Here is a 23,680-nt window from a genome sequence, read left to right on the forward strand (position 1 = left end):
CCTTCTATTCTTCTGAGCTGCTATCGGCTTTTTTCTTTGTATTGTCACCACTGCTGGAAGAACCGGATTCTTTCAGAATCACATCTCCTTCTGACAATCCGGTAAGTACACATGCCTTTGACGACTTTGTATCTGTGTTTGTTGTTACATACTGTTTTACAATCTCATCCTTTGAAAGCTTCCACACATATTCATAGGATTTACCGGATGTCTTATCCGTCTCTGTATAAATAATATTCATTGGAACTGTTACTACATTTTCCAGTGACATTTTTGCAAAGCTTACAAAATATCCCTTTGGTGAATCATAGAAGCTCTTATCATCCACCTGTATATAATATCTGGTATCTTCGGATCCGGAGCTGCTTGTTATATATACCTGACCATCGATCGTTGTTACATAAGCCTTCTTGGAATCCGCTGTTGCTCCGATACATCTTCCGGTCAGCTTCTTGCTGTCATCCTTCTGATCAATTAAAGTAACCTCCTGATTGACCAGAAGTGTTGCATTGCTGTTATCACTTCCGGTATCGTCACTTCCGCTATATCCGTTACGTCTGGAGCTTCCACCGTTATCTGTCAGGGATAAGGACATCATCTTGGATTCATTGCTTCCTATGCTGACAACCTTGTCACCCTCTTTGATCTGTTTTCCCTGACTGGCATATACACTCTGTACAACGCCGTCGCTTTCTGCATATACGCTGATATTACCTTTTCCATCATTATTTTTGTTCAGCTTATCACGCTTTGCGATCAATGGATTCACAGTCGTATTATAATTGATCTTTGCCAGCTCTTCATTGTATTTTGCAATCTCAACCTGGCAGGTAAGCTGCTCAACCATGTATAATGTATTGCCATTATTATCATCTGAATCCGGGATATCGTAATCACCGTCTTCTTCATCCCCATCATCTGTAGTAGTATCTGTTGTATCATCTGCCGGATCAGCATCTCCCGGTGTTGCCACCTGCTGTTTCTTCCTGCCGGAGCGGTAATCTTCAATCTCGGCTCTCAGATCCTTGATCTGCTCTTCATAGCCCGCTACGGTCGAATCATAATCACTCTTTGCATCTGATATCTGGGAGTTTAACTCCAGCAGCTCTGCACTACCACCACCACTGTCAACGATATACAACAGATCGCCTTTTTTCACTTCCTGACCTTCCGCCAGATCAAGCTGTGTAAAATAGCCTTCTACAGGAGCTTTATAGGTTATCTGATTGGTATCTACCATCTTATAGGATTTGCTGGTTCCTGTTGTCTTAAAGGTTCCCAGCTTGATCTCATATGTTGTATAGTCACTTGGAATCGTTGAATCAGAATCATAATAAACCAGATCTCCCTCTGAAAGGCCGCTCTTTACTTCCGTGTAGTTATCATCCTGTGCACCGATCTTGATCTCACGCTTTTCCTTATCACTGCTGTCTGTCTTCACATATACAAAATACTTATCTCCTTCTTCGTATAAGGAATCATTTCCGACTACAAGAACATTTGCAGCAGTTGATGTACTGAAATACAACGGTGTCAGTGTTCCTGTCTTTAAGATCTTGCTGTTATCCACATCCTTCAGTTTAAAACGGACATATGGCAGCTTGGATGCACTCTGTGCTGCTGCGATCTCCTGATTGGAATATTTGTATTCTTCCAGCTCATACCGTTTGCCATCGATCATCGTGTACATGGTATTAAAATTTGCATATCCATCTCTTGTGATCTGCTCACCGGTGATCTCAATATACGGTGTGTTGTAATCAGATATAATAACAACATTCTCACCACTTGAGATTGATCCGCCGCCTTCATCTGATGAATCTGTATCCGTCAGGCTCTTGGCATATGTAACATAGCCGTCCTGTTCTGCTACGAGCTTGTTATCGGTTTCCAGAGATTCCTTCTCGTCAATCTGCTGCTGGAGCTTCTTGACCTTATAATTGTACAACATGTTATCATACCGGTTATTCTCGGCATTGACTGCTTTTGTGCTCTGGTTTTCTTTCGCACCGGCAGAATCTCCAGCCTCATTACATGCTTTAATCTTATAATCCAGTTCCTTCTGCTTCTGTTCGTATATCTTTTCGTTTACATTATGGGTCTGCTGCTCACTGGAAAGAGAGGCTTTCAGGTCTTCAATTCCTGAAGTCGTATCATCGCTATCTGCCTCTGCAAGAACCGTGCCCTTTTTAACATAATCACCTACATTGACATAAACCTTTGAGAGTGTCGCTGAGGTTTTAAAGAAATAACAATAATCCGTTGGTACAATCGCACCATTCTTGATAATCTTCTTACCAACATCGCTCTTTTCGACCGGACGGTACGCCTCATTCGTTGTAACCGGTTCTAACAGCTCCGGTGCTTTTTCTTCTTTTTTTCCACAGCCTGTTAAACCAAGCATCATTGCCACAGCGATTGCTGTCATTCTGACTGCATACGATTTTTTATTGATCATTATTCTCTTCTTTATCAATTTACCGTCACCTGCTCTCCAGCCTTCAATCCAGACTTAATAATCGTATATCCGTCTACCGTTTCACCAATTGTTACATCAACTGCTGTCCGGAAGCCATCATCATTGATCGTGAATACATAATAATTATCTTCTGACTTCTCATTGATCGCTTTTTCATCGACATAGACAACATTGCTGATCACCGGCTTATGGATCGTCATGGTCAGCACATCTTCTTCTGAAATTCCTGCCATACTGTCTACCGGCTCAAATAAGATTTTCTGCATCTGCTTACCGGTTGCCTTATCTTCATACTGACTGACATCAATAACCTTCATATCGTAGGATGCCACTTCATAATCTGCCTGATAGACATCCCCTTTTTTAAATTCATAATCATCATCTGTCGTTGCTGTATAATTAGAGGATCCGGATGCTACGGTCACCAGATTATCGGATGAACTTGCATATCCATATCCCAACCACTCATTGACATAGGTTACAGTTCCATCCTTTTCTGCAATCAGACAATACTCCTTCATCTTCTCGTTCTGTTCTTTAATATATGTATCTGCGATCTGGATATCCTCTTTCAGACTTGCAATATCATCAGAATAATCCTCTGATCCATCAATCTGCATCAGTTTCTGATAATGTTCAATCAGCAGTTCATTCTCTGCCTTCTGCTCTGTATATTGCTTGATCGTATCCTGAATATCATCTGCCTTAAACTGAACCATGATATCTCCGGCTTTCACCCGATCTCCCTTTGATACATTAACCTTTTCTACTTCGTAATCGTCCTGTGAAACTTTATAATTTTTCGTTTCAAATTCATCCGGGGAAAGTTTTAAATTCAAGATTGGTGAAATATCTCCTGACTGAACGGTCACCGTATCATATCCCACCTTTGTATATGATTCAATATGAATAGAAGGTTTGCTGCTTTCTGCATTTTTGCTGCTGCATCCACCCAGAAGGGCAGCTACCATGCTGGCACATAATACACATGCCACACCCTTTTTGATTCGTTTCCGCATCGTTGCCTCCTTGCTTGCGCTGTTTTATTTTTATGTGTATCTGAAAATGCTATATTTTCCAAATTAAATCATTGTAATTTTACTCTCTCTGTCTGGCATAATCAAGCAATCCTTATTTTATTAAACAATCTTAAGGATTCCTGTATTATTTCTGTTACATATCATTTTCTGACAAATGTCCTGATCTTATGCCAGTATAAAATACAAATGTATCATATTTGCATCTTTTCGTTTTACATACAAACTTCGTTATAAGTTTATCATGTAAATGTGTCCATTTTATGATGAAAATCTCTATCATAATGCGTGCATTGGATTTTTTCAAAAAAAAGTAAAAAAACTTGTTGACATTTATATAGCACAGTGGTATTATCTTACTTGCGTCGGCGGTAAGCCGTACGGAATAAGACATGCGGGAGTGCTGGAATTGGCAGACAGGCTAGACTAAGGATCTAGTGCTGGAAACGGCGTGTGGGTTCAAGTCCCATCTCCCGCATCTTTATTTTTTAGAAAACCTTTGAGGTTTTCTTTTTTTATGCACAAAATCCCTGATACAAAGTATTTATATAATTATAATAAAACACTTACATGTATATATCTTTATGAAGCAGACCTTTTTACTCTGTATAACTTCGAACTAACCTCGGCGAGCCTCGCTAAGGTCTCAGTTACAAACGTCGGTCCTTAACGATTCATCGCAAGATGAAGAGTTTAGTACCGCTACGTTTGAAATAGAACGAAAGTGTTCTGCGGAATAAATGGTATATACCTGTAAGTGTTTTGTTGTTAATATACTTGTATCAGGGATTTTACTTTCTCAGATTTTTATCATATTGGTAAGCTTCTTTTCTACGTCTTCTAACAGATGTGCCTTAAATGCACTGTAGTACTCATGTGTAAACTGTGTATAAAGGAATTTGTTCCACAGGTTACTGCAATATGTACTGTCAAAATCATAGTAAGAGTCTGTGTACATCATTCCGTTACTGTATCTGGTTACATCCAGATATGGTTCTTTTCCTGCGTAATTTAATCTCATTACAAGATTCTTCTGTTCGCTGCAGCATGCGAATGTCTCCAAGAACATCTTCATCTGCTCTCTTGTTACTCGTTCTACAAACATAATATGTCACCCTCCATGTCCCATAAATTAGCTCAATGTACAGTTCTATTATAGTATGAACAGGACAACTCTGTAAAGGCAATTATGTCAATGTCCGCCTTTTATTTATGATCTTTAAAATAACGGATCACTTGGCCGGGCAAACGTTCCGATAACGCAAAAACAGACCATAACCATCTTCTTCCGAAAATCATCATGATCTGTTTTTTCTGCTTATCTTAAATTAAGCAAGCTTTTCCTTTGCAACAGCAACAAGCTTAGCAAATCCTTCCGGATCACTGATAGCCATCTCTGAAAGCATCTTTCTGTTGATGTCTACACCTGCAAGCTTTAAGCCGTGCATTAATTTGCTGTATGAAATATCATTCATTCTTGCAGCAGCATTAATACGAGCGATCCATAACTGTCTGAATTCTCTCTTTCTCTGCTTTCTGCCAGCATATGAACTTGTTAAAGCTCTCATAACTGACTGCTTTGCTACTCTATACTGCTTTGATCTGGCTCCTCTGTAACCCTTAGCCAGCTTAAGTGTTCTGTTATGTTTTTTCTTAGCGCCAACGCCGCCTTTTACTCTTGCCATTCTCTAGTTCCTCCTGATTTATTAGATATAAGGTAAAATCTTCTTCATTACCTTTTCATTTGTTGAATCCGTCATTGTTAACTTTCTAAGATTTCTCTTTCTCTTAGTTGTCTTCTTTGTTAAGATATGACTCTTGTAAGCCTTGCTTCTCTTAAGGCCGCCGTTAGCTGTTTTCTTGAAACGCTTAGCTGCTGCTCTTTTTGTCTTTAATTTAGCCATGTGTGTATTTCCTCCTTAATATATGTCATATTGTAAATTAACGTTTTTCAGTTAAAAACATTATCATACTTCTTCCTTCAAACTTGGCAGGCTTATCAATGACTGCGATGTCTGAAAGCTTCTCAGCAAATTCATCAAGAATGCCCTTTGTCTGTTCTACATGGGCAAGCTCTCTACCTCTGAATCGAAGCGTAACCTTTACTTTATCGCCATGTGTCAGGAACTTTCTTGCCTGATTTACTTTTGTATTCAAGTCGTTAGTATCAATGTTTGGAGATAAACGAACTTCCTTGATCTCCATTGTCTTCTGTTTCTTTCTGGCTTCTTTCTCCTTACGAGCAAGCTCATAACGGTACTTACCATAATCAATAATCTTGCATACAGGTGGTTTTGCCTGTGGAGCGATCTTAACCAGATCAAGCTCTGCTTCCTTTGCAAGCTTCAGTGCATCTCTGGAGGACATAATTCCGATCACCTGACCATCCTCGCCGATCACGCGCACTTCTCTGTCTCTAATCTGTTCGTTAATCATTAATTCGCTAATGACTTTTTACCTCCATTGCATAAAAAATAGTGGACAGCGCAAACCATCCACTATTATATATAAGTACATATTATAATCTACTTAGATATGAACCCGAGTCACTATTCTTCGTGCTAAGGTGAGAGTGGATACTCTGCTTTCTTGTCTGTCTCTGCTAAACAGCTTCTATAGGTTAGCACATACATGTGCAAATGTCAAGAATTTTTTTACTGTATCCAGCAACTTTTTTCGTTATATTTAGCAACTTTTTAATGCTCGCTCTCTTCCGCTTCGATCGGGATAAATACCCGGTCATGAGAGATTGCAGCATCTGCATCCTCCGGTTTTGCAGAACGCTTACGGGCTTCTTCCGCGAAGTACATCTGGGAATCCAGTTTTACCTTGCCGCGAAGGTCCTGCTTCTCGTAACTGCCATCCGGCTGCATGATGTGTGCCTTTAAAGTATCAGCAAGCTGGATCTTTAAGATGTCCTTGATTCGTTTCTTCAGATCAGGATCTTCTACCGGGAAGGTGATCTCGACACGCTTGTCAAGGTTTCTCGGCATCCAGTCTGCACTGCCCATATAGATATCTTCAAATCCATCATTAAAGAAATAGAAGATTCTGGAATGTTCCAGGAAATTACCAACGATCGAACGAACCGATATGTTCTCGCTGAGTCCCGGCACACCTGCTTTGATACAGCAGATACCACGGACGATCAGGTCGATCTTAACACCGGCAGCCGATGCATCATATAAGGCTTCCATCACCTTCGGATCACAAAGAGAATTCATCTTGGCAATGATCCGTGCCTTCTTACCCTGTCTGGCATTTTCCGCTTCACGGTTAATAAGCATCAGGAATTTATCCTTTAACCAGATTGGTGCAACCGCCAGTTTGTTCCATTTTCCTGGTTCTGAATATCCAGACAGCATATTAAATACTGCTGTCGCATCCTCACCGATCGGATCCGAACAGGTCAGAAGTCCCATATCTGTATATAACTTTGCTGTCTGATCGTTATAGTTACCGGTACCAAGATGTACATAGCGCTTGATACCATCTTCTTCTCTTCTGACAACCAGCGCGATCTTGGAATGTGTCTTAAGTCCGACCAGACCATAGATAACATGACAGCCGGCTTTCTCAAGCTTTTTCGCCCATGCAATATTGTTTTCCTCATCGAATCTTGCCTTTAACTCAACCAGAACAGTTACCTGCTTGCCATTCTCCGCAGCCTGCTCTAACGCTGCTATGATCGGTGAATTGCCGCTGACACGATATAAGGTCTGCTTGATCGCAAGAACATTTGGATCGACTGCTGCCTGACGAATAAATTCAACAACCGGTGTGAACTCATAATATGGATGGAACAACAGGCGGTCATGCTTCTTGATCTTATCAAATATGTTACTGTAGTCGCCATTTGAAAATGCCGGCTGCGGAACATATTTCTCATATTTCAGATGATCAAAGCCCGGCAGGCCATTTACTTTCATAAGGAAGGTAAGGTCAAGCGGTCCGTTTATCTTATATACAACACGATCAACCACATCCAGATGCTTCTTTAATTCTTTTAACAACTTCTTATCCATCGTGTCTTCTACTTCCAGACGGATAACCTCGCCCCACTGGCGCTGCTTTAACTGCTTCTCGATCTCCTTTAACAGATCGGCTGTCTCTTCCTCATCAATTGAGAAATCCGCATTACGCATAATACGATATGGATGTGCACATACGATATCATAGCTTAAGAACAGCTTATCCAGATTCTTCTCAATTACTTCTTCAAGCAGGATGATCTCTGTCATGCCCTGTCGCTCGGATGGCAGGATGATCACTCTTGGAAGTACAGATGGAACCTGAACGGTCGCGATATCTGTAACGCCTTTCTTCTTATCATAGATCAGCGCACCGATATTTAAAGATTTATTTCTTACAAGAGGAAACGGTCTGGAAGAATCCACTGCCATTGGTGTTAATACCGGATAGATATCCCGTTCGAATAATTTATCTACATATCTGGACTGTTCCGGCGTCAGATCTTCATAATGTCTGACAATCTTCAGTCCATTTGCCTCTAATAACGGAACCAGAGAACGATTATAAGTCTGATACTGATTCTTCATGAATTCCTTCGTTGCAGGAATCAGCTCATCAAGCTGTTCTTCCGGCGTCATTCCTGCAATATCCTTCTTCGTATATCCCGCATTCTTCATATCCTTTAAAGAAGCAATACGCACCATAAAAAACTCATCCAGATTGGATGCTGTGATACTTAGGAACTTGATCCGTTCAAATATCGGAATATTCTTATCCTTCGCTTCACTCAGGCATCTTTTATCAAATTCCAGCCAGGACAGTTCCCGGTTGTAAAATAAATTCTTATCACTCATTTATATACCCCTCCTTTGTTTCAATACTACTTTTACACCATAGACCTTTTCAAATAAGATATTATTCGTTTTAAACATGCCTGCTTCAAGTGTAATATCCTCCAGCGTATCTGTATAGATCACCAGTGTATTGTCATGTAATGAAATCCTAAGATTTGTAATCTTCTGTTTATAGCTCTTATCAAGCACATCAGCCAGTCGAAGGATAGCGGTAAGCTTGGCCACTTTCATATAATCTGCCGATCCGATCCGCCCGGATGCCCTTAATTCCGACGGAAGGTAAAATCCATTATAATAAACCGCATTTGCGATCTCCTCTCTCTCTTTATGAGAAAGTCCAAGAATCTCTGTCGCCATCACGATATGATAAGAGATCAGGGATACATCCTTCATATTTACAAATTTACCACAATTATGCAGGATCGCCGCGATCTGTAACTGCAGCCGTTCCCGTTTACCAAGTCCGTGTAATTTCCGAATGCTGTCAAATATTGCAAGTGCATTATCCGATACATTCTGGACATGCGCACGGTTTACTTTATATTTCTTTGCAATTGTATTCACAGATGCAAGAATATCCTGATCAAAATTCTTGTCCATCAGGAAGGTCCCCTGCTTATCCATATAGTCGGCAATAATACCATCACAGAAGATCACATTCGGAGTCAGGATCTCCTCTGCCCTGGAATTATCCAGAAATGACTGATAAATAATCGCCATCGGAAGCATCAGGGTGGCACGCTCATATGGAATACCATACCGTTCCGCCAGATCTTCCGGTTTTATGTCAACTACCCGTTTATAGAGAATGCGGAATTGTTCTCTCGATATACTGTTCGCAATCGAAAGCTCCGGACCAACTTTTTTCAGGTTGTTGATACCATCACCGATTGCAATAATGCTTTTAATATCTTTATCATTTAAAAACAGATTTCTAAATTCTATGATCGCATTTGATGCATACTCTTCCATCAGTGTTTCAAGATCTACCGTATCGGAACCGAACCGGGTCAGATAATCACGGATTCGGACTGCACCGATTGGAAGATTCTGCGTCTGCACCAGATTTCTTCTGTCAAATATCGAGATCTGTAAGCTTCCGGCTCCGATATCAAGCAATGCATTATTCTTATGGGTTGCCACATCCACATCCAGCCCGGTTGCCACAAATGCTTTATAATTCATAAAACGTTGTTCTGAATTACTGAGTATCTGCACATCAAAATCCGTACACATCTTAATTCTCTCAATGATCATAGAAGCATTCTCCGCTTCTCTGACTGCACTGGATGCGTATGCTCTGTAATCAGATACATCATATTCCTTCATCTTTCTCCGGAATTTTAGCAACGTGTCACACAGTTTATTCAAATTATTTTCTTCGATATATCCTTTATTATAGGTATCACTTCCAAGCTCAATAATCGTTTTTACGGTATCAAGCTCCCTCGCACCCTTTCTTGGTGTGATCTCGCAGATCTTCATTGATATCTCATTAGAACCTACATTGATCGCGGCAAATGTCTTTCCTGCCATACTTTCATACACCTCACTTCTTTTTTACACCCCTAATATGTACCGATCAGACGGAAATCCATCGCATCTTCACAGATTCCCTGTAATGCATGTCTTGTTCTTGAATCTAACAGACTGCCCTCCATTGTAACAAAAAAGGCATATTCCCATTTTCTACCGGTAAGCGGTCTCGATTCGATGCTTGTCATATTAATTCCATTCAGATTTATATGGCTCAATATATTGTAAAGTGTACCACTTTCATCCGGCAAGGAAAAGCGGATACTTATATTTTCAGCCTTTTCTACAAAGATTTTCTGTTTTGACAAGATTATAAAACGTGTCGTATTGTTGTCATTGTTCACAATGTCCTTTGCAAGGATCTGAAGTCCATAAAGCTCTGCTGCAAGCTCACTTGCAATCGCTGCCTGTGTCTTATCTCCTTCTTCAATGACCTTGACCGCCGCTACTGCCGTATTTGCAACACTGCACTGCTTCCACGGTTTCCGGCTCAGATAATTCGTGCACTGAAGCAAACCCTGTGTGTGTGAATATACAGTTTTGATCCGGGAAAGGTCACTGCCCGGAACACCCATTAATGCATGTGCTACATGAACCTCTTCTTCGCCGACGATGGTCACATCATTATTTCCCACCATATCATAGATTCCGTTTACAAATCCGGCTGAAGAATTCTCGATTGGAAGTACACCATAGTCTGCCTTGCCATTCTTCACCATCTCAATCACATCTCCGAAATCCGGCACATTGATATTCTGAATCTCTTTTCCGAAAAAACTGAACATTGCCTGTTGGCTGTATGCTCCCGGAACACCCTGATAACAGACAACAGTGTCCTTGTCTACTTCTAATTTCTTCACACAGGTAAAATTCTTCATTCCATCGCAAACAGCAAGCGAGCTGTCATTCGTAAGCTTCTTATTCTCATCTGCCATACCTGCCAGGATCTTATCTCTTGTCTTTACAAGTGAAGCAATCTGTGCTTCTACTGTCCGTAAATCTTCCATATTATATTTATCCATTGTTTTATCTGCTCCAAATACAAGACATTCCGCCTGCAGTCTTTCTATAATATTAATGTTGTCTTTAAAACTATGCCAATACGATCAAATGCGCATGCTCATTTTCCCCGGTTTATTCTTCGTTCCGTTCCAGCTCGTCAAGAAGCTCCCGGATCGTCCTGCCATTGACCGGATGTCTCTTATAGCCTGCTATATTTGACAACGGCTCTAATACAAATTCCCGCTTGCACATCTCTATATGTGGGATATGGAGATTCTCCTCATCACAGATCAGATCATCATATAAAAGGATATCGATATCCAAAGTTCTTGGTCCCCAGTGGATAAGGCGTTCCCTGCCGGCGTCCCTCTCGATCGCATTGATCAGATGTAACAGTTCATCCGGCGAATGAAGTGTCTCTACCTCGATACAGCCATTTAAAAAATCATCCTGTTCCACGCCACCATACGGCTCTGTCTCGATGAAATCTGAAACCTTAGTCACCTTGGTATATTCATCTTTATTTAATTCATCAATCGCAAAATCGAGATAGGATTCCCGGTCGCCCATATTCGAACCAAGTCCCAGATAAGCAATGTGTCTCTTTCTTCGTATCTTTACTGATACTGTCTGAAGCGGCATTAATACCGGTGCCCATGGTTTCTCAACCTCTACTTCAACCTCTGACATCGTCGGATATGACAGAAGGATATTCGCCGCTACTTTCTCCGCAACTGCTTCGATCAGCTTATAAGTATGCTCTTTCATCGTCTTTTCAACCAGATTACAGATAGCTCCATAATCAATAGACAGCTTCAGATCATCCCGGATCCCTGCCGCCCTTGTCGATGTATACATATCAATATTAATTACAAATTTCTGTCCAAGCACATTTTCTTCTTTAAAAACTCCGTGATTGGCAAATATTTCCAGTCCTTTTATGCTGATTCTATCCATACGACACCTCCTGTCTGTTCTCCCTTTTACCAGATCAAACCTCATCTTTTTTATTTATGATTCAATGAAATTTTCTTCTGTTCATTGAATCATTAAGTACTGCTTCATTTTCCCTTATTGACTGTATTAACTATGCATGATCGCCCATGCCATCTGAAGTGCGCGCGCATTTCCTTTTACATTATGCACACGGAAGAACTGACAGCCCTTCATAAGCCCCATGACCGATGTCGCGATCGTACCTTCTTCCCTCTCTGTAACAGGAAGCTCGAGAGTCAGACCGATCATAGATTTTCTGGAAGTACCCAGCAGTATCGGAAAATCCCATTTGTGCAAAAGCTCCAGATGATTCATTAAAGCGAGATTCTGTTCTAAGTTCTTTGCAAATCCGATTCCCGGATCTACCATGATCTTCTCCTTCTTCACACCTGCATTAAGTGCCATCTGAACGGATTCGTCCAGATCTTTAACAACGTCGTTTAAATAATCGGTATAATCCATTACCCTTCTGTTATGCATCAGACAACATGCCACATCATGTGCAGCAACGATATCAGCCATCCTTCCATCCCATTTGAAGCCCCAGATATCATTGATCAGATCTGCACCTGCCCGGATTCCGGCTTCCGCCACGCCAGCCTTATAGGTATCCAGTGAAATTACGGTATCAAATCGTTCCCTGATTGCCTCGATCACAGGAACAACACGACCAATCTCCTCCTCATCTGAAATTAATGTATAACCGGGTCTGGTCGATTCTCCGCCTACATCTATAATATCTGCGCCATCATTTATCATCTGCTCTGTGGCATACAATGCATCATCGAACTTGTTATGTGTTCCTCCATCGGAAAATGAATCCGGTGTCACATTCAAGATTCCCATTACATACGGTTTTTCATTCAGTTTAAATTCTTTGTTCCCTATAATCATCAGTAGACCACTCCTTTGTTCTTTTCGTTTTCCTTCCAGTAACACTCGTCATAGACCTCACAGTCAAAACAGCGTCTGGAAAGCTTGTCTGCCCTGTATATTACATAGGAAAGCCCCTCTGCTTCCTTCCCTGTCGTATTATGTTTGCTGATTGCTTCTAAGATCAGCTCTGTTTCCTTACCGGAAAATCCGGTTGCCAGCAAAATACTCCGGCTGTTACGAACACTTGCCAAATGATGTTCTTCGCTGGTCTGATAGCTGACCGCCCGTCCGATATCATGTAATAATGCTGCCGCATAGATAAGCTCCGGTTCCAGTCCTAACTTCTCCTCCAGATTCATCAGCATTCCGATCCTTGCTACATCCAGACAATGATCGATCCCATGACAGCAGAATCTTCGTTCTTTCTCGGATGTTCGGATCTGCTCCATCCAGTCTTTATATTCTTCATTTGCTAATATTGCGTTGACTCTGTCCATCGTCATTTCTTCTCTGTAGTCCTCTCCTGGTTTATCGTACTACTTTATTCGCGGTATCAGCGGTCCTATAAAAGATAATGAACCAAATACCACGATCACCGGCTCCGTCATTTCTTGTGCCAGTGTTTCCGCCTGTCTCTGTGCAGTAAACACATCCTCTGCCGTATCCACCGGCTTTCCGTATGAACGATAGCAGTCTGCCAGAATCTCCTTATCAAGCGCCCGTGGATTATCCGGTGTTACCGTTATGATAAAGCTTGCAAACGGTGCCATGATATCCACCATTTTCTCATACTCTTTATCTGCAAGAACACCACAGATATAGATCAACGGCCGCCCTGTAAAATATGCCCGGATATTCTCTCTGAGACTTCTCCATCCGCCTTCATTATGCGCTCCATCGATATAAGTCAAAGGCACATCCTTAATCTTCTGGAATCTGCCCTCCCACACCGTCTCTTTTAATCCGTTCTTTATATTCACATTTTTTAAATCATACTGTTTTTTTAAACAATTACAGACCTCAATTGCGGTTATACTGTTATAGATCTGATAGATTCCGGGAATCCCCAGCTCATACTCCTGTCCTTTATAACAAAACCTGCTTCCATGCAGATTTTCTGCTATGACCTGCAGTTGGTCGGTATCTGCCATGATCGGTTCTATCTGCATTTTATCACATTTATCCAGCCATATCTGTCTTATCTCATCCTGCATCGGATATGCCACACACGGAACCTGTTCCCGAAGGATCCCCATCTTCTGTTCCAGAATCTCCTGCAATGTATCACCAAGAAACTGCATATGATCTCTGCTGATGCTTGCAAGCACGGTACAAAGCGGCTGTTTCACCACATTTGTCGCATCGTTCTTTCCTCCCATTCCGGTTTCCAGTAACACGATATCGACCTTTTTCTGCACAAAATACAGAAATGCTACCGCAGTCTCAAGCTCAAATGCAGTCGGAATCGGAAGCCCGGCTTCCTCCATATCCTCGCAAACCAGGATCACGGTCTCCATGATCCGTGCAAATTCCGATTCTTTCATATAATGTTCATTTATCTGAAATCGTTCCAGATATGTAAAGATCGTTGGGGATATATAGCGTCCGACAACATACCCTGCATCCTCCAGAATATGCCCGACAAATGCGAATATAGAACCTTTTCCGTTTGTTCCGGCTATATGAACGACAGGAACCCGATCCTGTGGATTTCCCAGTCTTAAAAGTAGTTCTTTCACTGTCTCCGTTCCGTAGACACTGCCTCTTTTTCCCGCTTCTTTCATATATAGATATGCTTCTTCGTATGTCATTCTTTAGCCTCTTTACTTGATTATGTATAGATAAAATATAATGAACTATTTCTAATGTGTTCTATGTTGGATATGCGGTGTATCATCATCAATCGGAAGGATCTCATATCCATGTTCCTCTAATTGTTCAATCAGTGACGGCAGAGATTCCACTGTTTCATGACAGCAATCCAGATCATGCATCAATATGATCGTGTCATCATAATTTAATGCATCCTTCAATATATTCTTTACAAGCTGATCCGGTGTCTGTCCGGCAATCACCGCATCATTATTCAATGCATTCCAGTCAAAATACGTCAATCCTGCTGAGTCCAGATAGTCGATCAGGTCATTCACCGGTACCTGCGTAACACGGTTTGAACTTCCACCCGGGAACCTGTAATACCGGCAATCCACTCCTGTAACATCATACAATAATTTTCTTAATTCCTCAACATCATTCACGAAATTGTCATAGCTTGCATAAATCGTACTATATTCATGGGAATATGAATGGATCGCCAGTGTATGCCCTTCCTCCACAATCCGTTTGTACATGGGATAGTATCGTTCATTTCTTCCTATTACAAAGAACGTAGCTTTAACATTATGCTCTTTTAAAATATCAAGGATCTCTCCGGTCTGATCGGATGGACCGTCGTCAAAGGTCAGATATGCCCGTTTTCGTGTCACTGTTTTTGATGACATGGCAGCCACGCTGTCTGAATCCGGAAATTTATCTTTCTGATCGATAATGAATTTTCCTGTAAACAATAAAAATACAATCAGTGCAGCAACCAGAATTATATTTTGCCAATAAGCTGCAAAAAATCGGTCACACTCTTTTAACGCTTCGTTGTCATTTATGTGGGATAAAACTGTTTTTATTTTTTTCCTCATTTTTATAAGATTTTCCGTTTTTTATACATCTATACTCCCGATCTGATATTTTTATTCGAATAAAAAACAGGAAATGTCAGATACTATTTTTATCAAATGGAAAAGGAGAATAAAAAAATGAAAAAATCATTTCTTTTATGTGCATGTCTGGTTGTCATGGCATTTACCCTGACCGCATGCGGCGAGAAAAATAACCCTGAAACAACCGGTACAACAACCGGGAGCAGTACAGAGGACAGCAGTTCCACAGAAAACGGGAATAATTCAAACGGTACAGGTTCTGTAGGTAAGGATCTCGGTAACATGATCGACGATGCCGGAGATGTTGTAGATGATGCAGCAAAGGATGTATCCGATGCTCTGACCGGAAACTATGATACTTATGACCATGCTTATAAGTATTTTATGGATCAGATTCCCGGCGACTCCAAGAACTATGAAGTTCGCAATAACGACAAGGATCTTACTGATTATAACTCCGGCAGCATGGGGTACCACTTTGAGCTTCATGACACCAGAAAATCTGACAACTCTAAGGTTGGTGACTTCTATGTAGATTCTACCTCCGGCAAGGTCTACAAGGCAGGCTCCGGCTCCGGCGTGTCCGAATTTGACTTCTCGACCTTGAAGTAGAGCACCTTTAAAAAATGGAAGACAGGGTTACCTATTATTACGCAAGACGCTTTCGCTCTACCTTCGACGCAGTGGTACGTAAGGCTGCAAAGTACGCAGCCTAAGTACCAGCGCTCAGGCAGGCTTGCTTCATAACAGTAACCCTGTCTTCCATTTTTGCCTACAGTATCGGTCGGTGGTTATACTATTATGCAGCAAGTATAACCATCGACCAGTTCGTCCGTTTTAAGATTTATCGTCCTCTTTTTTGACAATTTCATGGGTGATGGGATTTACGACTACGCCCATCTCCTCTGCCATTTTGAGATAGACATCCATCTCATGGCCTTTTCTCTGCTGTTCGCGTTTGCGGATAGCTTTTGACCGGATGATCTCCACGATACCGAATACAATCATACAGCATCCAAAAAAGATCATCACTGGACTTAAGGTTCCTACACAGCCTTTTACCAGACAGATTGTTCCGATCCCGATCATGACGATTCCCATTACCAGATTAAACATTTAACTTTCCTTTCCTGTATAAAATGCATCTTTTCCTGCTTTTTCCATCATTTTGTCATACTGATCGTACATTCTCTGCACGCTGTTTTCAAGTAAATAATAATGCCTGATATATGGGATCAGTAAGACAAACAGTGCTGCCGCTAACAGTAAGATCTGTATTTTTTCCGTCACCACAAAGGTCACACAGCAGCCTACCGTAAGGATCGCAAATAAGATTGTTACAAGAAGATGGATCAGACGCTCATGCATGAAAAATTCAATCTGCACCAGATGTCTCCTCATCTCCTCATCAAAGTCAACATCATCCCTTGCAAGCAGCTTATCTACATATGCCAGATATTCTTTGATTCGTTTTGCCATATTCGATCACCTAACCCATGTTTGCCTTATTCAGGAAATGATTCCATCCGGCAATTACCTTATCATAATAAAAGCTTACTATATAAGAATCTTCGTCAACATCAACGATCATCTGATAACACTTCTTATCTGCTTCCGGCTTACCACCATAGAAGATATAGTTCTCTTTGAACTTTCCAAATATCTTTTCATACTCATCTTCCGCAAGTTTCTGATCCGGAACTTCTTCTACCAGATTATCATTTGCATCATAATACTTATGACCTTCCAACAATACCGCTTCAATGACCGGATTCTTAAACCGTATCTCCATCTGATCGGCATATTTGTCTGTATAGTATTCGTTCTGAGAATTGTTATCCTTTACAACCGCACCTTCTACATAGAGTTCCAGCCATCTTGCCCGAAGCCCTTTAGGGGAAACTTCTGCATCTCCGACACTCCCTGCCGCGTCGTCTGCTTTCACTTTTTCAACACTCTCTGCTGCTTCGCCATCTGTTTCCACTTCTCCAGCTCCGACAAGCTTCATTTCTTTGATCTGTGCATCCCGTAACTGAATGGTTTCTATCTCATTTGTACTCTTAAATTTCATATTTTATACACCGTCCTGAACAATTTTAACTGCCTATAACTATAAACTGTTTTTCATGGCTTGTAAATGGAATTTAAGACAGAAAAATAAGAGGAACCCGTCTTACAGGCTCCTCCTGTTTGTCTAATTCAGCGCATCATAGCCGCTTTCCTTCGTACGAATCTTCATAGCGGTGCGGATCTCATAACTGAAGATCTTGCCGTCTCCGACTTCTCCGGTGTATGCTGCCTTCTGGATTGCATCAATCGTCTTCTTCTCCCATTCTTCCGAAGAAACTACGATCTCAAATTTGATCTTCGGCTGCATAACGACATCAACCTCTGTACCACGTACAAGCTTCTTATATCCTCGCTGTGCACCGCATCCCATTACCTGAGATACTGTAATACCATTTACATCAATCGCATTCAGTGCTTCTTTTACATCTTCAAATACTTCTTCTCGCACGATTGCTTCTATCTTGATCATCATATTCTCATACTCCTTTCCGCAACTTCTATGAATCCAATCCGTTAAATGTCGGATATGCACTTTCTCCCTGTTCTGCAAGATCCAGACCGATCTTTTCTTCCTTATCTGATACACGAAGCGGCGTGATCAGTCTTACAAGTCCAAGACAGATAAACGTTCCGACCACTGCAACTGCTATTGTCACAACGATACCGATCAACTGTGCAACAAAGAGGTGATAGTCTCCGAAGAACAGTCCATCCCATCTGGCAACGCTGTTAATCGAACTCTTACCAAATAATCCGGTCGCGATACCACCCCAGACACCACCGATACCATGACATCCAAAAGCATCGAGTGCATCATCTATTTTCAATTTCTTCTTTAATAAAGTAATCATACCACAACAAATCGGACTTACAAGTGCACCGATAATAAATGCAGACCAGATTGGAACAAAGCCTGCTCCCGGTGTGATTGCAACCAGCCCGACAACAAGACCGGTCGAAGCACCAACCAAGGTTGGCTTTCCGTCTTTTATCACATCGATCAGCATCCATGACATCATGGCGCTTGCACTTGCGATTGCTGAGGTTAAGAATGCATGAGCTGCAAGACCATTTGCTCCGAGGGCACTTCCTGCATTGAAGCCGAACCATCCGAACCAAAGGATAAATGCACCAAGAGCAACGAATGGAATGTTATGAACACGATAAGCAGTATTCTCATAACCTTTTCGTCTGCCAAGGATGATCGCAAATATCAATGCGCTTACACCGGAGCTGATATGTACGACATTTCCGCCCGCAAAATCAACCGAACCGATCTCTGCAAGGAAACCGCCCTGTCCCCATACCATGTGTGCCATCGGATAGTAAACCAGAATCGACCAGAACATGATAAAGAAGAATAAAGCCTTAAACTTTACACGTCCGACTAATGATCCTGTAATCAGTGCCGGCGTAATCATTGCAAACATCATCTGGAATGCAATATATACAAAATGCGGAATATTGTCTGCATACGGTCCGGCCTCATTCATGGATATGCCATTTAACGCAAACCATCTAAGATCACCAATGATTCCTCCGTGATTTCCCCCAAAGGAAAGGGAGTAACCAAATAATATCCACATCACAACCGAAAGTCCCATAATAAAAGTACATGCCATCATCGTATTAACGACATTTTTCCTTCGCACCATTCCACCATAAAAGAAAGCAAGTCCCGGTGTCATAAAAAATACCAACGCTGTACAGATCAGCATAAAACCAGTATCACCAGTATTCATAACTATTTCCTCCATTTTTCTGAAATTCTTTTTGAAATCTACGGCAGGTGCGCATCCCCCGACAGGTTTCGCTTCACTTTTTTACAAAATTCCATGGTACTTTTTTTGTAAAACAGAAAAGACGCCAATCGAACGTATCTCGTTCAACTGACGTCTTTGTCTGAAGACATACTAGCAGACCTGATTTATTTTTTCAAGTATTTTTTACAAATCCTTTACCATTCTTTAGCCAGGACATAATTTTACCTGTTTTTCTAAAGCAGATCGTATTTGTTTGACTTTTTTCTCATATTACGCTATGATTTTTTAGTTATGTATTCTATTACGAAATTTAACGATTTTGTCCATGTTATGCATACGCAATAAAAAATTGGAGGGTATCTAAATGTTTATGACAACTAACTTTTTCATCATGCTTGCAATCGTTGTCTACCTGGCGATCATGCTTGTGATCGGCTTCGTTTACAGCAAGCGTAACAACAGTACAGAAGATTTCTATCTTGGCGGCCGTAAGATGGGACCTCTCGTAACAGCCATGAGTGCTGAAGCAAGTGATATGTCAAGCTGGCTCCTGATGGGACTTCCGGGCGTTGCATATCTGTCCGGTATCTGTGATGCCGCATGGACTGCCATCGGTCTTGCCGTTGGTACATGGTTGAACTGGTTCTTCGTGTCCAGAAAACTCAGACGTTATTCAAATAATATCGGCGCGATCACTGTGCCTGATTTCTTTGCAAAACGATTCCATGATAAGAATAATGTTATCACAGCACTTTCCGCTCTCGTTATCATTATCTTCTTCATCCCTTACACAGCATCCGGTTTTGCTGCCTGTGGTAAGCTGTTCAACAGCTTATTCGGTATCAATTATCAGGTTGCCATGATGTTGTCCGCCCTGTTGATTGTTGGTTACACTATCACCGGTGGGTTCAATGCCGTATGTGTTACAGACCTTGTTCAGAGTATCGTTATGACCGGTGCACTTGCGATCGTTCTGATCTATGGAATCTCAAGAGCAGGTGGTTGGACAGCCGTTATGGACAACGCAGCCGCCCTTCCGGGTTATCTGTCTCTGACATCTACCTTTGATGTTGCCTCCGGTTCTGAAGTCAAATATAACTTTTTGACAATTTTCTCAACTGCTGCATGGGGACTCGGTTACTTTGGTATGCCTCATATCCTTGTCCGTTTCATGGCAATCGAGGATGAGAAAAAACTGGTACTTTCCCGCCGTATTGCCTCTGTATGGGTAGTGATCGCTATGACCGCAGGTGTTCTGATCGGTATTGTCGGTCTTGGTATGACCAAAGCCGGTGCACTCGACACTCTGACCGGTTCAAACAGTGAAACTATTATCGTTCGTATCGCAGGTATCATCAGCCAGCATAATGCATTAACTGCTCTTATCGCAGGTATCATCCTTGCCGGTATCCTTGCCGCTACGATGTCTACCGCAGACAGTCAGATGCTTGCTGCTGCATCCGGTGTTTCACAGAATATCGTACATGATTTCTTAAAGATCAAGATTTCCGAGAAGACAAATCTTCTGATCGCACGTTTAACAATTGTTGGTATTGCGATCGTAAGTATCTTCCTTGCAAGGAATCCTGACTCCAGTGTATTCAAGATCGTTTCCTTCGCATGGGCAGGCTTCGGCGGTGCATTTGGTGCTGTTGTGCTTTGTTCTTTATTCTGGAAACGTTGTAATCTTGCAGGTGCGATCGCCGGTATCATATCCGGTGGTGCTACCGTGTTTATCTGGAAGTATCTGGTTCGTCCACTTGGCGGAATTCTTGATATCTACGAACTGCTTCCTGCATTTATCGTATCCCTGATCTTCATTATTGTGGTCAGCCTGCTTACAAAAGCTCCTGATGAAGAAATCGTCCGGGAGTTTGAAGCAGCCGGCAAGAAGGCGTAGGAATCCCTACGAAAAAGGAAACCGATATACATATTATTACGCAAGTCGTTTGCACTCTATTTCAACGCAACGGTGCTAAGTTTCTCGCCTATAAGGCGACTCACTAAGTACCGGCGTTGAAAAAGGCTTGCTTTATAATAGTATATCGGTTTCCTTTTTCTTATGTATATTTTGAAATAACTTACATTTCCAAAATTACGGCTCTGTTATAGTTCACATATTATTACGCAAGGCGCTCTCGCTCTACCCTCATGTAGCGGTTCTAAGCTCACTGCTTACAGCAGTTCACTAAGTACCGACATTCGGGCAGGCTTGCTTCATAATAGTGAATCTATAACAGAGCCATAATTTTTATCTATATTAACTTTGCTCCAAAAAATATTTTTATATAATGAGAATGATTTGTAATATTTTACTATCAATTCTCTTCTTAATTATCTCCGATTATCTTTTAACGCTTTCTTTCCACACATAAATAAGTTGATTTTACCTGCTTTTGTTATATAATCAGTGAGAAATAACTATTTTCGACAGGATGATTTTTATATGGCTGATTATATTACAACTTATACCGGGGATCATTTTGATCCAACTCTGCCGGAGGCAGAACATCTTCATATCGAGGACATCGCACACGCATTATCACTAATTTGTCGTGGAAATGGTCATGTAAAGACCTTCTTTTCCGTCGGCAGTCATTGTATCAACTGTGCAAAGGAAGCGGCTGCCCGTGGGTATTCCGGCCGACTGGTGCTTGCCTGTCTGCTTCACGATGCAAGCGAAGCCTACCTGTCAGATGTTCCAAGACCTTTTAAAAAACATCTTCCCGCATACAAGAAACTGGAACAAAATCTGTTAGATGTGATCTATACAAAATATCTGGGGTCTCCTCTGACAGAGGAAGAAGAACGCAGGATCAAATGTATCGACGACGACATGCTCTATTTCGATCTTCTCACTCTGCTAAATGAGCCCTCGGACAGACCGGAGCCTGAGCTTCACATCAACCTTTCTTATGAGGTCCGTTCGTTTGAGGATGTCGAACAGGAATATCTGCAGTTGTTTCATATGCTGTATAAATAGTATTTATTTTTCCTCTTTCGGCAAAATGATATTTAAAAGAATTGCTACCATTGCTGCCGGTACAATTCCAGATCCGCCAAACACCAACTGTACCACCTCCGGTGTATGTACCAGAATTCCGGGATTAGCTCCCATTCCATATCCAACGCCCAGTGCTACTGATACAATGGAAAGATTTCTGGCATTCAACGGATTCTTCGTGATCAACTGAATACCACTGATTACAATTGACGAAAACATCATGACTGCTGCGCCACCAAGTACAGACTGTGGCATGATTGATACCAACGCAGCAAGCTTTGGACACAAGCCGCAAAGGACAAGGAAAATGGCTCCGGTTGCAAGAGCAAACCGGTTTACAACCTTTGTCATGGCTACCAATCCAACATTCTGACTGAATGATGTGTTTGGCAGGACACCAAATATTGCTGCAAATGAAGAACCCAGTCCGTCACACATAACACCGCCTGCAAGTTCTTTATCTGTTGCTTCTCTGTCCAATCCGCCTTCCATAACACCTGATATATCTCCAACCGTCTCAACTGCAGTTACAATGAACATAATAAGAACCGGAAGAATCGCACGCAGATCGAAAACGGGTTTTACAGGCAAAAGCTTTGGAACCGCAAACCAGGAGGCTTCCGCAACTTTATCCCAGTTTAGCACCCATGCCTTTGTATATTCTACACCATCTGCCGTCACTCCGGTTTTCGGCAAAACAAAGCCCATGATCATTGCTGCAATGTATCCGAAAATAATGCCAAATAAAATAGATGAAGAACTCAAAAAGCCTTTTGTCGCATGTTTGAAAAACAAGATCGCAATAAGTACAAACAACGCAAGTAACAGATTCTCAATGGAGCCAAAATCTTCTGCTTTATTTCCTCCACCAAAAGAATTGATACCTACCGAAATCAGGCTTAATCCGATCGACATTACCACGGTACCGGTTACAACCGATGGAAAGAACTTACGAAGGGGCTTTAAGAAAAAGCCAAGCACTGTTTCAAAAAGACCACCTATAATAGATGCTCCCATGATCGCACCATATGCCAGTATACCACCACCCATGGTTGCTGCTACACTGTTAAAGACACCTATAAATCCGGAAGATGTTCCCATTATGATCGGTACCCGGCCTCCTACCGGACCAATTCCGAACAACTGTACCAATGTCACAATTCCTGCGATCAGCATCGCATTCTGAAGCAAAGAAAGCTGTAGATCTGCGAACTCACCGCCTGCCAGACCACATGCTCCTGTGATGATCAGAAGTGGGGTCAGGTTTCCTACAAACATTGCCAAAACATGCTGTAATCCTAACGGAATCGCCTGCGAAAGTGGCATCTTTCCATCCATCTGAAATGCTGTCTCAGACAGCTTAAATATTTTTTTCAT

23 protein-coding genes, 1 tRNA gene and 1 other annotated feature are annotated in these 23,680 nt (G+C 41.7%); of the genes, 4 read left to right on the forward strand and 20 right to left on the reverse strand.

Annotation, left to right across the window (positions count from 1 at the left end):
* Nucleotides 1–4: 4 nt before the first annotated feature.
* Nucleotides 5–2,476 (reverse strand): biotin/lipoyl-binding protein, encoded by a 2,472-nt coding sequence (locus DXB77_RS07630; protein WP_118662954.1) that lies wholly within the window; start codon nt 2,474–2,476, stop codon nt 5–7.
* Nucleotides 2,473–3,498: a biotin/lipoyl-binding protein gene (locus tag DXB77_RS07635; RefSeq protein WP_118483847.1), complete on the reverse strand. Its 1,026-nt coding sequence runs from the start codon at nt 3,496–3,498 to the stop codon at nt 2,473–2,475. The genes DXB77_RS07630 and DXB77_RS07635 overlap by 4 nt, the downstream gene beginning before the upstream one ends.
* A gap of 412 nt (nt 3,499–3,910) precedes the next feature.
* Between DXB77_RS07635 and DXB77_RS07640 the strand changes: the two genes are divergently transcribed.
* Nucleotides 3,911–3,994, forward strand: a tRNA-Leu gene (locus DXB77_RS07640).
* A gap of 321 nt (nt 3,995–4,315) precedes the next feature.
* On the opposite strand, the gene DXB77_RS07645 is transcribed toward DXB77_RS07640, so the two are convergent.
* From DXB77_RS07645 to DXB77_RS07700, 12 genes are all read right to left on the reverse strand, one after another.
* Nucleotides 4,316–4,621, reverse strand: a complete 306-nt coding sequence (locus DXB77_RS07645; protein WP_008401521.1) for a hypothetical protein — start codon at nt 4,619–4,621, stop codon at nt 4,316–4,318.
* 223 nt (nt 4,622–4,844) lie between these two features.
* Nucleotides 4,845–5,201, reverse strand: coding sequence for a 50S ribosomal protein L20 (gene rplT, locus DXB77_RS07650; protein WP_008401519.1), 357 nt, complete (start codon nt 5,199–5,201; stop codon nt 4,845–4,847).
* 21 nt (nt 5,202–5,222) lie between these two features.
* Nucleotides 5,223–5,420, reverse strand: coding sequence for a 50S ribosomal protein L35 (gene rpmI, locus DXB77_RS07655; RefSeq protein WP_008401518.1), 198 nt, complete (start codon nt 5,418–5,420; stop codon nt 5,223–5,225).
* Between the two features lie 37 nt (nt 5,421–5,457).
* The gene (gene infC, locus DXB77_RS07660; protein WP_008401517.1) at nt 5,458–5,952 is read right to left on the reverse strand and encodes a translation initiation factor IF-3; all 495 of its coding nucleotides are present in this window, start codon (nt 5,950–5,952) and stop codon (nt 5,458–5,460) included.
* Nucleotides 5,953–5,979: 27 nt separating this feature from the next.
* Nucleotides 5,980–6,109, reverse strand: a sequence feature (ribosomal protein L20 leader region).
* A 103-nt stretch (nt 6,110–6,212) separates the two neighbouring features.
* Entirely contained in the window at nt 6,213–8,342 is a 2,130-nt protein-coding gene (locus DXB77_RS07665) for an RNA degradosome polyphosphate kinase (RefSeq protein ID WP_118662955.1), read from the reverse strand.
* On the reverse strand, nt 8,343–9,878 hold the full coding sequence (locus DXB77_RS07670) for an HD domain-containing protein (RefSeq protein ID WP_117823520.1): 1,536 nt from the start codon (nt 9,876–9,878) through the stop codon (nt 8,343–8,345).
* Between the two features lie 32 nt (nt 9,879–9,910).
* Nucleotides 9,911–10,900, reverse strand: a complete 990-nt coding sequence (locus tag DXB77_RS07675; protein WP_226801090.1) for a prephenate dehydratase — start codon at nt 10,898–10,900, stop codon at nt 9,911–9,913.
* Between the two features lie 112 nt (nt 10,901–11,012).
* Nucleotides 11,013–11,837, reverse strand: coding sequence for a 2-amino-4-hydroxy-6-hydroxymethyldihydropteridine diphosphokinase (gene folK, locus DXB77_RS07680; RefSeq protein ID WP_117823518.1), 825 nt, complete (start codon nt 11,835–11,837; stop codon nt 11,013–11,015).
* Nucleotides 11,838–11,963: 126 nt separating this feature from the next.
* Nucleotides 11,964–12,770 carry a dihydropteroate synthase gene (gene folP / locus DXB77_RS07685; RefSeq protein WP_118662956.1) on the reverse strand — a complete coding sequence of 269 codons (807 nt, stop codon included), beginning with the start codon at nt 12,768–12,770 and terminating at the stop codon, nt 11,964–11,966.
* A complete protein-coding gene (locus tag DXB77_RS07690) occupies nt 12,770–13,249 on the reverse strand; it encodes an HD domain-containing protein (RefSeq protein ID WP_242996135.1) in 480 nt (159 codons plus the stop codon). The genes folP and DXB77_RS07690 overlap by 1 nt, the downstream gene beginning before the upstream one ends.
* Before the next feature lie 39 nt (nt 13,250–13,288).
* Complete coding sequence (locus DXB77_RS07695) at nt 13,289–14,563, reverse strand: Mur ligase family protein (protein ID WP_118662957.1); 1,275 nt, start codon at nt 14,561–14,563, stop codon at nt 13,289–13,291.
* 51 nt (nt 14,564–14,614) lie between these two features.
* Nucleotides 14,615–15,445 carry a polysaccharide deacetylase family protein gene (locus DXB77_RS07700; protein ID WP_021943707.1) on the reverse strand — a complete coding sequence of 277 codons (831 nt, stop codon included), beginning with the start codon at nt 15,443–15,445 and terminating at the stop codon, nt 14,615–14,617.
* Nucleotides 15,446–15,562: 117 nt separating this feature from the next.
* Between DXB77_RS07700 and DXB77_RS07705 the strand changes: the two genes are divergently transcribed.
* Nucleotides 15,563–16,078: a ubiquinone biosynthesis protein gene (locus DXB77_RS07705; protein ID WP_117823512.1), complete on the forward strand. Its 516-nt coding sequence runs from the start codon at nt 15,563–15,565 to the stop codon at nt 16,076–16,078.
* A gap of 225 nt (nt 16,079–16,303) precedes the next feature.
* Here the strand turns inward: DXB77_RS07705 and DXB77_RS07710 are convergent, their stop codons facing one another.
* The 5 genes from DXB77_RS07710 to DXB77_RS07730 form a co-directional block, all read right to left on the reverse strand.
* Nucleotides 16,304–16,582, reverse strand: coding sequence for a DUF308 domain-containing protein (locus tag DXB77_RS07710; protein ID WP_117808408.1), 279 nt, complete (start codon nt 16,580–16,582; stop codon nt 16,304–16,306).
* Nucleotides 16,583–16,945: a hypothetical protein gene (locus DXB77_RS07715; RefSeq protein WP_021944732.1), complete on the reverse strand. Its 363-nt coding sequence runs from the start codon at nt 16,943–16,945 to the stop codon at nt 16,583–16,585.
* Nucleotides 16,946–16,955: 10 nt separating this feature from the next.
* The gene (locus DXB77_RS07720) at nt 16,956–17,537 is read right to left on the reverse strand and encodes a hypothetical protein (RefSeq protein WP_118662958.1); all 582 of its coding nucleotides are present in this window, start codon (nt 17,535–17,537) and stop codon (nt 16,956–16,958) included.
* 123 nt (nt 17,538–17,660) lie between these two features.
* Nucleotides 17,661–18,008: a P-II family nitrogen regulator gene (locus DXB77_RS07725; RefSeq protein ID WP_008401503.1), complete on the reverse strand. Its 348-nt coding sequence runs from the start codon at nt 18,006–18,008 to the stop codon at nt 17,661–17,663.
* 25 nt (nt 18,009–18,033) lie between these two features.
* Nucleotides 18,034–19,278 (reverse strand): ammonium transporter, encoded by a 1,245-nt coding sequence (locus DXB77_RS07730; RefSeq protein WP_118662959.1) that lies wholly within the window; start codon nt 19,276–19,278, stop codon nt 18,034–18,036.
* 385 nt (nt 19,279–19,663) lie between these two features.
* Between DXB77_RS07730 and DXB77_RS07735 the strand changes: the two genes are divergently transcribed.
* Both DXB77_RS07735 and DXB77_RS07740 read left to right on the forward strand, forming a co-directional pair.
* Nucleotides 19,664–21,199, forward strand: coding sequence for a sodium/proline symporter (locus DXB77_RS07735; RefSeq protein ID WP_117823506.1), 1,536 nt, complete (start codon nt 19,664–19,666; stop codon nt 21,197–21,199).
* A gap of 546 nt (nt 21,200–21,745) precedes the next feature.
* Nucleotides 21,746–22,282 (forward strand): hypothetical protein, encoded by a 537-nt coding sequence (locus DXB77_RS07740; RefSeq protein ID WP_117823504.1) that lies wholly within the window; start codon nt 21,746–21,748, stop codon nt 22,280–22,282.
* 3 nt (nt 22,283–22,285) lie between these two features.
* Here the strand turns inward: DXB77_RS07740 and DXB77_RS07745 are convergent, their stop codons facing one another.
* Nucleotides 22,286–23,680, reverse strand: coding sequence for a nucleobase:cation symporter-2 family protein (locus tag DXB77_RS07745; protein WP_021944738.1), 1,395 nt, complete (start codon nt 23,678–23,680; stop codon nt 22,286–22,288).

The organism is Clostridium sp. OM05-9 (genome assembly GCF_003481465.1).
Lineage (GTDB): Bacteria > Bacillota > Clostridia > Lachnospirales > Lachnospiraceae > Coprococcus > Coprococcus ammoniilyticus.

Excerpts from the sequence above, each read along its gene's own strand:
- DXB77_RS07635 (WP_118483847.1), bottom strand. The coding sequence starts at position 3,498 with ATGCGGAAACGAATCAAAAAGGGTGTGGCATGTGTATTATGTGCCAGC.
- DXB77_RS07645 (WP_008401521.1), bottom strand. The coding sequence starts at position 4,621 with ATGTTTGTAGAACGAGTAACAAGAGAGCAGATGAAGATGTTCTTGGAG.
- rplT (WP_008401519.1), bottom strand. The coding sequence starts at position 5,201 with ATGGCAAGAGTAAAAGGCGGCGTTGGCGCTAAGAAAAAACATAACAGA.
- rpmI (WP_008401518.1), bottom strand. The coding sequence starts at position 5,420 with ATGGCTAAATTAAAGACAAAAAGAGCAGCAGCTAAGCGTTTCAAGAAA.
- infC (WP_008401517.1), bottom strand. The coding sequence starts at position 5,952 with ATGATTAACGAACAGATTAGAGACAGAGAAGTGCGCGTGATCGGCGAG.
- DXB77_RS07665 (WP_118662955.1), bottom strand. The coding sequence starts at position 8,342 with ATGAGTGATAAGAATTTATTTTACAACCGGGAACTGTCCTGGCTGGAA.
- DXB77_RS07670 (WP_117823520.1), bottom strand. The coding sequence starts at position 9,878 with ATGGCAGGAAAGACATTTGCCGCGATCAATGTAGGTTCTAATGAGATA.
- DXB77_RS07675 (WP_226801090.1), bottom strand. The coding sequence starts at position 10,900 with ATGGATAAATATAATATGGAAGATTTACGGACAGTAGAAGCACAGATT.
- folK (WP_117823518.1), bottom strand. The coding sequence starts at position 11,837 with ATGGATAGAATCAGCATAAAAGGACTGGAAATATTTGCCAATCACGGA.
- folP (WP_118662956.1), bottom strand. The coding sequence starts at position 12,770 with ATGATTATAGGGAACAAAGAATTTAAACTGAATGAAAAACCGTATGTA.
- DXB77_RS07690 (WP_242996135.1), bottom strand. The coding sequence starts at position 13,249 with ATGGACAGAGTCAACGCAATATTAGCAAATGAAGAATATAAAGACTGG.
- DXB77_RS07695 (WP_118662957.1), bottom strand. The coding sequence starts at position 14,563 with ATGACATACGAAGAAGCATATCTATATATGAAAGAAGCGGGAAAAAGA.
- DXB77_RS07700 (WP_021943707.1), bottom strand. The coding sequence starts at position 15,445 with ATGAGGAAAAAAATAAAAACAGTTTTATCCCACATAAATGACAACGAA.
- DXB77_RS07705 (WP_117823512.1), top strand. The coding sequence starts at position 15,563 with ATGAAAAAATCATTTCTTTTATGTGCATGTCTGGTTGTCATGGCATTT.
- DXB77_RS07710 (WP_117808408.1), bottom strand. The coding sequence starts at position 16,582 with ATGTTTAATCTGGTAATGGGAATCGTCATGATCGGGATCGGAACAATC.
- DXB77_RS07715 (WP_021944732.1), bottom strand. The coding sequence starts at position 16,945 with ATGGCAAAACGAATCAAAGAATATCTGGCATATGTAGATAAGCTGCTT.
- DXB77_RS07720 (WP_118662958.1), bottom strand. The coding sequence starts at position 17,537 with ATGAAATTTAAGAGTACAAATGAGATAGAAACCATTCAGTTACGGGAT.
- DXB77_RS07725 (WP_008401503.1), bottom strand. The coding sequence starts at position 18,008 with ATGATGATCAAGATAGAAGCAATCGTGCGAGAAGAAGTATTTGAAGAT.
- DXB77_RS07730 (WP_118662959.1), bottom strand. The coding sequence starts at position 19,278 with ATGAATACTGGTGATACTGGTTTTATGCTGATCTGTACAGCGTTGGTA.
- DXB77_RS07735 (WP_117823506.1), top strand. The coding sequence starts at position 19,664 with ATGTTTATGACAACTAACTTTTTCATCATGCTTGCAATCGTTGTCTAC.
- DXB77_RS07740 (WP_117823504.1), top strand. The coding sequence starts at position 21,746 with ATGGCTGATTATATTACAACTTATACCGGGGATCATTTTGATCCAACT.
- DXB77_RS07745 (WP_021944738.1), bottom strand. The coding sequence starts at position 23,680 with ATGAAAAAAATATTTAAGCTGTCTGAGACAGCATTTCAGATGGATGGA.